We start from the raw sequence: 9,938 nt of genomic DNA on the forward strand, positions 1-9,938 counted from the left end.
TCCTGTCCGGCCGCACAGGTTCTGCCCATCCCGCTCTCGGTAGCCTGTGAGCCACCCAGAGCCGGACTTGCACGCCCGACCCCGAGGAGGCGCCCCATGGTCACCGTCCTCGTCGCGTTCGCCGTCGTCGCCCTGGTCGTCCCGGCCCTCACCCCGCTGCTCGGCCGACGCTCCTTCTACGTCGCCGCCCTCGCTCCGGCCGCCGCCGCCGTCCTGACGGTCACACAGACGGACCGGGCACTGCACGGCGGGGTCACCGAGTCGTTCTCGTGGATCCCCCAGCTCGACCTGGCGATCGGGCTGCGCGTCGACGCCCTGTCTTGGGTGCTCGCGCTCGTGGTGTCGGTCGTCGGTGCCCTGGTGCTCGTCTACTGCGCGTCGTACTTCGGGGACGACGAACCGGGGCTCGGCCGCTTCGCCGGCGTGCTGACCGCGTTCGCCGGGTCGATGTACGGGCTGGTCATCGCCGACGACGTCATCGTGCTGTTCGTCCTGTGGGAAGCGACCACCGTCTTCTCGTACCTGCTCATCGGGCACGACGCGGCCAGACGGGCCAGTCGCGCCGCCGCGATGCAGGCACTCGTGGTCACCACCGCCGGCGGTCTCGCGATGCTGGCCGGGCTCGTGATGCTGTCGGTCACGGCCGGCACGACCAGGCTCTCGGCGATCATCGAGCAGCCCCCGACGGGCACGGTCGTCACCGTGTCGGTCGTCCTGGTGCTCGTCGGTGCCCTGACGAAGTCGGCGATCGTCCCGTTCCACTTCTGGCTGCCCGCCGCCATGGCCGCACCGACTCCCGTCAGCGCCTACCTGCACGCCGCCGCGATGGTGAAGGCCGGCATCTACCTGGTCGCACGACTGGCCCCGGCGTTCGCGTTGCTCGACGGGTGGCACGCGACCGTCACCGTCCTCGGCGTGCTCGGCATGCTCGTCGGCGGGTACCGAGCACTCCGCCAGACCGACCTCAAGCTGCTGCTGGCGTACGGCACCGTGGCGCAGCTCGGGTTCCTCGTGCTGGCCGCCGGCTGGGGCTCCCCGGCAGTGGCGCTCGGCGGTGTGGCACTGCTCGTGGCACATGCGACCTTCAAGTCCACGCTGTTCCTGGTCGTCGGCACGGTCGACCACGTGACCGGCACGCGTGAGCTCGGCAAGCTCAGCGGTGTCGGTCGTCGGATGCCGTGGCTCGCGACGGTCGCGGTGCTCGCGCTGGTCTCGATGGCCGGCATCCCGCCCACGATCGGCTTCGTCGCGAAGGAAGCCGTGCTGACCGGCTTCGTCGAGGCCCTGCACGGCCCGGATGCCGGGTGGGCGTGGCTCGCGCTGGTCGGCGTCACGATCGGTTCCGTCCTGACGGTGGCGTACTCGCTCCGGTTCTTCTGGGGCACCTTCGCCACCAAGCCCGGCGTCCCGCAGACCGAACCGCACGCGCTGCACGGGCTGGGCGTCGTGCCGTCCGTGCTCGGCCTGACCGGCCTGGCCCTCGGGCTGCTCACCCCCCTCGTCGCCCACGGCATCGAGCCTGCCGCCGCGGCCGCGTCGCTGCCCGGGGACGACGTCGTGCCGCACCTGGCGCTCTGGCACGGCCTCGAGCCCGCGCTCGGCATCTCCGCCATCACGGTGCTGGGCGGCGTGGCGCTCTTCGCCGCGCGCACCCGGGTCGAAGCCCTGCAGCACCGCCTGGCCGGAGCCCCGAGTGCCGCGGGCACGTACCGGCGCCTGATGCGTGGACTCGACCGCGGCGCGACGGCCCTGACCGCCAACCTGCAGCGCGGCTCGCTCCCCTACTACCTGACCGTGATCCTGTCGGTGTTCGTCGCCGGGGCGCTCGCGAACCTGGTCGTCGGCGGCCCGTGGCAGTTCCGGGTGCGGTTCGCCGACTCGTGGGGCCAGGTCCCCGTGGTGATCGTGATGGCGATCGCCGCGATCGCCGTCACTGCCGCGAAGACCCGCTTCGCGGCGGCCGTGCTGGTCGGGGTCACCGGCTACGGCATGTCCGTGCTGTTCGTCCTGCACGGGGCCGTCGACCTGGCCCTGACGCAGCTGGTCGTCGAGACCGTCACGCTCATCGCGTTCGTGCTCGTGCTCCGGCGGCTCCCCCCGCGCATCAACACCGCCAACCCCTCGCGATTCCGGGTGCTCCGGGCGCTGTTCGCCGGTCTGGCCGGGCTGACCCTGGCGATCGTGGTCGTCGTCGCCGCTTCGTCCCGGACGGCCACCCCGATCTGGCCGGACATCCCCGCGCTCACCAGCTCGTTCGGACACGGCCTGAACGTCGTGAACGTCGCGCTGGTCGACCTGCGCGGCTGGGACACCCTCGGCGAGCTGACCGTCGTCGTCGCGGCGGCCACCGGGGTCGCCAGCCTGATCTTCGTGAACTCGCGCGAGGACACGCTGCCCCGCCTGCGCGACATGGCCCCGGGCGACGCGACGAACGACCGTGCCGACGGCGAACCACGCGCCTGGCTGCCCACCAGCGCTGCACTGCCGACCGGCCGGTCCGCCCTGCTCGACGTGGTCGTTCGGCTGCTGTTCCACGGCCTGATCGTGCTGTCCCTGTACCTGCTGTTCGCCGGACACAACGCCGCGGGCGGCGGGTTCGCGGGCGGCCTGGTGGCGGGCATCGCGCTCGCCGCGCGCTACCTGGCCGGCGGCGCCGCCGAGCTCGGTGCGGCCGCCCCCGTGCGCGCCGGCCGTCTGCTCGGGCTGGGGGTCGCGACCGCCGCGATCACCGCCATCGTCCCGCTGTTCTTCGGCAAGGACGCCCTGTACTCGGAGTTCTTCGAGGCCACGGTCCCGGTGCTCGGCCACGTGGAGTTCGTCACGGCGACGTTCTTCGACATCGGGGTATACCTGGTCGTCGTCGGGCTCGTGCTCGACGTGCTGCGCAGCCTGGGCGCCGAGGTCGACCGGCAGCGACTCGAGGACTCCCGCGTCCCGACCAGCGACACCACCGAAGCCAGCCGCGACACGGAAGAGGTCTCCGCATGACCGTCACCCTGGTCCTGGTCATCGCGATGGCCGTGCTGTTCTCGTGCGGCGTCTACCTGCTGCTCGAACGCTCCCTGACCCGGATGCTGCTCGGGTTCCTGCTGCTCGGCAACGCGCTCAACCTGCTGCTGCTGATCATGTCCGGTGCCGCGGGCAACCCGCCGATCGGCACGTCGGCCGAGGGCATCACCGACCCGCTCCCCCAGGCCTTCGCCCTGACCGCGATCGTCATCACCTTCGCGGTCAGCGCGTTCCTGCTCGCGCTGATCCACCGCTCGTGGACCCTGTCCCGCGCGGACGAGGTCGAGGTGGACGAGGCCGACGTCGCGATCCGGCGGGACCGGTCGGCGGCCGGACACGACGACCCGGAGACGGACACCGACCCCGAGTCCGAGTCCGACGACGGCCACGAGCGCCACCACGAACCGCACCCCGAGCGGCAGGAGCACCGATGACCTTCCTCGCACCGCTGCTCGTCCTGGTCCCGCTGCTCGGTGCCGCGGTCGCCCTCGGACTGCTCCGGCACCAGAAGCTCCAGCGCGCGATCACGGTCGCCGTCCTGGTCATCGCGCTGGCCGTCGCCGCCACGCTCATGGTGCTCGTCGACCAGCACGGCACGATCGTGGTGCAGGTCGGCGGGTGGCAGGCGCCGTACGGCATCTCACTCGTGGTCGACCGGCTGAGCGCCCTGCTGCTGACCGTGAGCGCGAGCGTGCTGCTGCTCGTCCTGCTGTTCTCGATCGGGCAGGGCCTGGCCGCCAACGACGGCGAGGCACCGGTCACGATCTTCTACCCGACGTACCTGGTGCTGGCGGCGGGCGTCCTCGACTCGTTCATCGCCGGTGACCTGTTCAACCTGTACGTCGCGTTCGAGATGCTCCTGGTGGCCAGCTACGTGCTCATCACCCTGGGCGGCAGCGAGCAGCGGGTCCGCGCCGGCACCACCTACATCGTGACGAGCCTGATCGCGTCGGCGCTGTTCCTGTCCGCGATCGGCCTGGTCTACGGCGCCGTCGGCACGGTCAACATCGCCCAGATCAGCGAGCGCATGGCCGCCCTGCCCGAGCACGTCCAGCTGCTGCTGCACACGATGCTGCTCATCGGGTTCGGCATCAAGGCGGCCGTGTTCCCGCTGGCGTTCTGGCTTCCGGACTCGTACCCGACCGCGCCGGCGCCGGTCACCGCGGTGTTCGCGGGCCTGCTCACCAAGGTCGGCATCTACGCGATCATCCGGCTCGAGACGATCATCTTCCCCAGGCCGCAACTGAACACCGTGCTGCTGGTGGTCGCCGCGTTGACGATGATCGTCGGCGTGCTGGGCGCCGTGTCGCAGACGGACGTCAAACGGCTGCTGTCCTTCACGCTCATCAGCCACATCGGCTTCATGGTGATGGGCATCGGGCTCGGCACGGTCGCCGGCACGGCTGCCGCGGTGTTCTACACGGTGCACCACATCGTCGTGCAGACCACCCTGTTCCTGGTGTCGGGGCTGATGGAACGCGTCGGCGGGACGACGTCGACCAGGTCGCTCGGCGGGCTGCTCAAGGCGACCCCGCTGCTGGCGGCGCTCTACCTGATCCCGGCGTTCAACCTCGGCGGCATCCCCCCGTTCTCGGGCTTCATCGGCAAGCTCGGGCTGTTCCGTGCCGCGGCCGAGCAGGGCAGCCCGATGGCCTACGTCACGATCGGCGCCGGCGTCGTCACCTCGCTGCTCACCCTGTACGCGCTCATGCGGGTGTGGGACGCCGCGTTCTGGCGGCCGAAGCCGGCCGCCGAGCCGGCGGCACCGCACGCCTCGGTCGCCGAGCCGCGCGAGCACCTGCGCGCGCCGGAACCGGCGCCGGTCACGGTCTCCGAAGCCGACGGCAGTGTCATCGCGGGAGGCTCGGTGACCGTCACCGACGCCGCCCCGGTGAGCGGGGCCTCCCGTCCGGCCCTGCTGACCGGCGAGAAGGTGCGCCTGCCCCGGATGCTGGTCGGCGTGACGACCGTCGCGGTGCTCGGATCGGTCGCCCTGACCGTCGTCGCCGGCCCGCTGTACGGGTACGCGACCCGCGCGGCGGAGTCACTCGAGTCGCCCGTGTCCTACGTGCAGGCCGTCCTGGGGAGCGCGCAGTGACGAACGACACACGACGCATCACCCGGGCCCGGCGCATCGTCGTCGCCTGGCGCTACGAGGTGCCGCTCGGCATCGGGCTGACCGTGTTCTGGGCGCTGCTGTGGGGGTCGTGGACCCCGCTGACGCTGCTGTGCGGGCTCGTCGTGGCGGTGCTCGTGACCCAGGCGCTGCCGCTGCCGCCCGTTCCCCTGTCCCCCCGGTTCTCGGTGCCGCACGCGCTGCGGTTCCTGGTCGTGTGGTGTGGGCTCGTCATCGCGGCGTCGTTCAAGGTCGCGTGGGTGGCGTTCCGGCCCCGCGGTGTCCGGCGCAGCTCGATCGTCCTGGTGCAGCTGCACACGACCTCCGAGATGACCTTCACCCTGGCGACGCTCGCCGTCTCGCTCGTGCCCGGCTCGTACGTCGCCGACGTCGACCTGCACCGTCGGCGCCTGCTGTTGCACGTGCTCGACACCGAGCGGCAGGAACAGGTCGAGGCCGAGAAGCGGATGGCGCTGCGGATCGACGCCCTGGTGATCAAGGCCCTCGGGTCGAAGCAGGACGTCGCCGAACTGTCCGACCCCCTGCCCGAGGTGACGCGATGAACGCCGGGCTCGTCGTCATGGGCGTCGGCATCGCGCTCGTGCTCACCCTGCTCGGCGCGACGCTGGCGCTGGCCGTGTTCCGCATCGTCCGCGGACCGACCATCCTGGACCGGATGATCGGTTCCGACCTGGTGCTGACCACCGTGCTGGTGGTGATCGCCGCCGCCATGGTCATCCGCCGGGACCTGACCGCCATCCCGGTGCTCGTGGTGATCGCCGCGACGAGCGTGTTCGCCACCGTCGCGGTCGCCCGGGCGGTGACGCCGTCGTCCGACCCGTCCGACGAGGGCACCGACGTGACGACCCCGGAACGGAGCGAGTCGTGACCGAGATCCTGCAGTCCTTCATCGACACCGCCGGGGTGCGGGCGTGGATCGCGCTCGTGCTGCTGCTGGTCGGCTCGGTGCTGTCCCTCGGCGCCGCGGTGGGCATCGTGCGCTTCCCCGACCCGCTGGTGCGCCTGCACGCGATGGCGAAGCCGCAGGTGCTCGGGCTGGCGCTGGCACTCGCGGCGATCGTCGTCGCGGTGGGGACCTGGACGGCGTTCTGGGTGGTGCTGCCGATCATGGTGTTCCAGATGTTCCTGGTGCCGGTGTCGACGCACATGATCGCGCGGGCGGGTGTCCGGTCGGGCGACTACCGGCACGAGGACCTGCTGGTCGACGACACCGAGTAGGCACGCGCCGGGCGGGTGCGCTCGGGCGCGCGCACCGTGCGAGGTTCGCGGCCGGTGCGAGGTTGGCAGTTCCGTGCGCGGAAACGACCGGCCACGGGCCGTGCAACCTCGCACGAGCCGCAGCACGGCGCGGCGTCCGGCCGCCGCGTCAGGCCCTGCGGCGCGACAGCACCAGGTTCACGACCGCGGCCAGTACGACGATGCCGGCCGACACCGCGGGGAAGAGCATCGCCGTCGCCGTGCCCGAGCGCTCCGCGACGTCGCCGACGACCGCCGACGCGAGCGACTGCCCGACGATGACCGCCGAGCCCAGGATCGTCATGGTCGTCGCCGACCGACCCACCGGGGAGCGGTCCGACCCCAGGCTGTACTGCGCGACGAGGGTCGGGCCGATGCCGATGCCCATCACCGCCAGCACGACCGCGACCGCCACGACGGAGTCCGCCGACGCGAAGGCGATCGTCCCGCCCAGCAGCACGACGCCGAACACCAGCCATCGCCAGCCGACACCGAAGGCCCGCGGGAACGCCGCCGATCCGAGCGCGAGCCCGGCCGAGCCGATGCCCATCAGGCCGTACAGCAGGCCGGCCTGGGACGCCTGGCCGTGGGTCTCCATGAACGCGGTCAGCGACGTCAGCGTCGAGCCGAAGAAGAACCCGATCCCCAGGATCCCGACCACCACGACGACGAGCCGGGGACGCAGCAGCTGGCGGGCGGGCGCTTGCGGGACGTCGGTGTGGTGCGCGAGGGCCAGCTTGCCGGTCGGGTGCAGTGCGAACGCGGTCACGAAGACGAACGTCAGCACCGAGGCCCCGGCGACCGCGACCCACGGGGCGATGGCCGTCGCGAGCAGTCCGACCAGGAACGGTCCGATGATGAAGACGACCTCGTCGGCAGCGGACTCGTAGGCCATCGTGCCGCTGAGGACCTTCTCGTGCCGGTCCGGCGCCATGCGCTGCCGGATGATCGCGACGAGCCGCGAGCGGGACATCGGCGCGACCTGGGGTGCGCTCGCACCGATGCAGAACGCCATCGCCAGCACCGCCAGGTCGGGCGCCGAGCCCTGCACGACGAACGGGAACACCCCGAGCAGCACGGCGTTGGTCAGGCCGACCGGCACCAGCACGGTGCGCTGCCCGAACCGGTCCGCTGCTGCGCCGACCATCGGCCCGAACACCGCCGACCCGATGCCGACGAAGGCCGAGTTGATGCCGCCCAGTGCGACCGAGTCGCGCGAGGCGACCACGAGCGTCAGGACCCCGACGACCATCATCGCGAACGGCAGCCGCGCGATCAGGGCGATCGGGAAGTAGGAGCGCCCGGCGTGGGCGATCAGGGAAGCGTCTGCGGAGCGCGACTGGAGCATGTCGAGGTGTGCCTTCTCGGCCCGCGTCTGTCCGGCGGACCCATCGGGTGCCGCCGTTGTCCGCCGAGGTGCGGCGTCCGGTAGATACACACTTGCTGCGTCGAGGGTACCAGTGGCCCCGGACGGGACCGGAGACGGAACGGGAGGCCCGGTGGCAGCTGGCACCGGGCCTCCTGTCCGTGTCTGGTCACCGACTCAGCGGTAGGCGACCGTCGCGATCGCGGCGTGCGCCAGCATGACGGGCACGGCCAGCGCGTGCGGCAGTCGGGCACCGGTGCGCTCGAGTCCCGACAGCGTCGCCTCGAGCAGCGGCCCGGGGACGACGATGATGGCGGGGATGCCGGGGGCGATCGCGGTGATGGTGCTCATGGGGACTCCTGGTCGGTTCCGAGCACCTGATCCGGCTCGCTATACGCAACATATTGGATGCCAGTACAGACTGTCAAGTGTTATGAGAACCGCGCTACGAGACCTCGCCGGCGCGGGCACCGGCCCACAGGTCGACGTCCGTGATGCCGACCGAGTGCTCGTCGATCGTGCGGAGCTCGTCGTCCGAGAACGTCAGGTTGCCCAGCGCCGCGACGTTGTCGTCGAGCTGCGACACCCGCGACGCACCGATCACCAGCGAGGTCACCCGCTCGTCGCGCAGCGCCCACGACAGTGCGAGCTGCGCCATCGTCTGCCCGCGCGACTCGGCGACGCCGTTGAGCGCGCGCAGGTGCTCGACGACCTCGGGCGTGATGCTCGACGCGTCGAGGGACTTGCCGGCCGCCGCGCGGGAGTCCGCCGGCACCCCGTCCAGGTACTTGCCCGTCAGCAGCCCCTGCGCGAGCGCGGTGAAGCCGATCACGCCGAAGCCGAGCTCACTGGCGGTGTCGAGCAGCCCCTCGGTCTCGATCCAACGGTTGAGCATCGAGTACGAGGGCTGGTGGATCAGCAGCGGCGTGCCGAGGTCGCGCAGGATCGCCGCGGCCTGGCGGGTGCGGTCGGCGTCGTACGACGAGATGCCGACGTACAGCGCCTTGCCCTGCTGCACGGCGGTGTGCAGCGCACCCATCGTCTCCTCGAGCGGGGTCGACGCGTCGAGCCGGTGGGAGTAGAAGACGTCGACGTGGTCGAGACCCATGCGGGTCAGGGACTGGTCGAGTGATGCGAGCACGTACTTGCGCGACCCGCCGCCCTGGCCGTACGGCCCCGGCCACATGTCCCACCCGGCCTTGGTCGAGATCACCATCTCGTCGCGGTACGGCGCGAAGTCCTCTCGCATGAGGCGGCCGAAGTTGACCTCGGCGGCACCGTAGGGCGGCCCGTAGTTGTTCGCGAGGTCGTGGTGCGTGATGCCGAGGTCGAACGCGCGGCGACTGACGGCACGCTGCGTCTCGAAGGGCACGTCGTCCCCGAAGTTGTGCCAGTACCCCAGCGAGAGCAGTGGCAGGTCGAGGCCGGAGTGGCCGGTGCGGCGGTACGTCATCGAGTCGTAGCGGTCGTCGCGGGCGATGTAGGTCATGCTCCGAGCCTGCCACGCGGTCACCACGAGGGATCGGTGCGCGACCAGGTGCGGGCTGGAGGATCGTGGCGGCGCCCGCCACGCGCCTCCCGGCCGTAGGATCTCCACCATGGTGGAGATCCCGCGCCCGACCGACCTGCTGACCATCGGTGAGGTCGTGGCCCGCACCGGGGTCGCCGCCAGCGCGCTGCACTTCTACGAGCGGAAGGGCCTGATCCACCCGGAGCGTTCAGACGGCGGCACGCGGCTGTACCCGCGGCACGTCGAACGGCGGATCGCGATCATCCAGGTCGCCAAGCGCCTGGGCATCCCGCTCGCCGAGGTCGCCGAGCAGTTCCAGGCGCTGCCAGAGGACCGGATGCCCTCCCTGCGCGACTGGAGCCGGCTGAACGAGCGCTGGCGTGCGCGACTGCGTGCCCGACAACTCGAGCTCGAGCGGTTACAGCAGGAGATGACGCAGTGCATCGGGTGCGGGTGCATCTCGCTCAACGCCTGCCTGGTGATGAACCCGGGCGACACGCTCGGCGCCGAGGGGCACGGCGCTCGGCGGCTGCTGCCGATCGCGGACGAGGACGCGGACGCGGCTGTCCCTGCTGGCTAGTTGTACTGAGTCATCAGGTTGGTGACACTCGGGCTGCGGGCGTGAGTCCGTGGCTCGAGTGGATCCGTTCAGTGTTGTAGTGCTCGATCCAGGGCGCAAG

Annotated in this window: 10 protein-coding genes; 7 read left to right on the forward strand and 3 right to left on the reverse strand. The window is 71.4% G+C overall.

What is annotated here, in order from left to right; translation table 11 throughout:
• The first annotated feature begins 96 nt into the window (after positions 1-96).
• From ACLBWP_RS17945 to ACLBWP_RS17970, 6 genes are read left to right on the forward strand one after another with little or no spacing between them, the layout of a single operon-like run.
• Positions 97-2,988 carry a Na+/H+ antiporter subunit A gene (locus ACLBWP_RS17945; RefSeq protein WP_447656195.1) on the forward strand — a complete coding sequence of 964 codons (2,892 nt, stop codon included), beginning with the start codon at positions 97-99 and terminating at the stop codon, positions 2,986-2,988.
• The gene (locus tag ACLBWP_RS17950) at positions 2,985-3,443 is read left to right on the forward strand and encodes a Na(+)/H(+) antiporter subunit C (RefSeq protein ID WP_243564273.1); all 459 of its coding nucleotides are present in this window, start codon (positions 2,985-2,987) and stop codon (positions 3,441-3,443) included. The genes ACLBWP_RS17945 and ACLBWP_RS17950 overlap by 4 nt, the downstream gene beginning before the upstream one ends.
• Entirely contained in the window at positions 3,440-5,107 is a 1,668-nt protein-coding gene (locus tag ACLBWP_RS17955) for a Na+/H+ antiporter subunit D (RefSeq protein WP_447656196.1), read from the forward strand. Before ACLBWP_RS17950 ends, ACLBWP_RS17955 begins: the two co-directional genes overlap by 4 nt.
• Positions 5,104-5,688: a Na+/H+ antiporter subunit E gene (locus ACLBWP_RS17960; RefSeq protein WP_447656197.1), complete on the forward strand. Its 585-nt coding sequence runs from the start codon at positions 5,104-5,106 to the stop codon at positions 5,686-5,688. The genes ACLBWP_RS17955 and ACLBWP_RS17960 overlap by 4 nt, the downstream gene beginning before the upstream one ends.
• Positions 5,685-6,014 (forward strand): monovalent cation/H+ antiporter complex subunit F, encoded by a 330-nt coding sequence (locus ACLBWP_RS17965; protein WP_447656198.1) that lies wholly within the window; start codon positions 5,685-5,687, stop codon positions 6,012-6,014. Before ACLBWP_RS17960 ends, ACLBWP_RS17965 begins: the two co-directional genes overlap by 4 nt.
• Entirely contained in the window at positions 6,011-6,364 is a 354-nt protein-coding gene (locus ACLBWP_RS17970; protein WP_447656199.1) for a cation:proton antiporter, read from the forward strand. Before ACLBWP_RS17965 ends, ACLBWP_RS17970 begins: the two co-directional genes overlap by 4 nt.
• A 148-nt stretch (positions 6,365-6,512) precedes the next feature.
• On the opposite strand, the gene ACLBWP_RS17975 is transcribed toward ACLBWP_RS17970, so the two are convergent.
• The 3 genes from ACLBWP_RS17975 to mgrA form a co-directional block, all read right to left on the reverse strand.
• Positions 6,513-7,730, reverse strand: coding sequence for an MFS transporter (locus tag ACLBWP_RS17975; protein WP_447656200.1), 1,218 nt, complete (start codon positions 7,728-7,730; stop codon positions 6,513-6,515).
• Positions 7,731-7,925: 195 nt separating this feature from the next.
• Positions 7,926-8,099, reverse strand: coding sequence for a hypothetical protein (locus ACLBWP_RS17980; protein ID WP_447656201.1), 174 nt, complete (start codon positions 8,097-8,099; stop codon positions 7,926-7,928).
• 94 nt (positions 8,100-8,193) lie between these two features.
• On the reverse strand, positions 8,194-9,237 hold the full coding sequence (gene mgrA, locus ACLBWP_RS17985) for an L-glyceraldehyde 3-phosphate reductase (RefSeq protein WP_243564266.1): 1,044 nt from the start codon (positions 9,235-9,237) through the stop codon (positions 8,194-8,196).
• Positions 9,238-9,346: 109 nt separating this feature from the next.
• Between mgrA and soxR the strand changes: the two genes are divergently transcribed.
• Positions 9,347-9,838, forward strand: a complete 492-nt coding sequence (soxR, locus tag ACLBWP_RS17990) for a redox-sensitive transcriptional activator SoxR (protein ID WP_447656202.1) — start codon at positions 9,347-9,349, stop codon at positions 9,836-9,838.
• Positions 9,839-9,938 lie beyond the last annotated feature (100 nt).

Source organism: Microbacterium sp. M1A1_1b, from assembly GCF_053345565.1.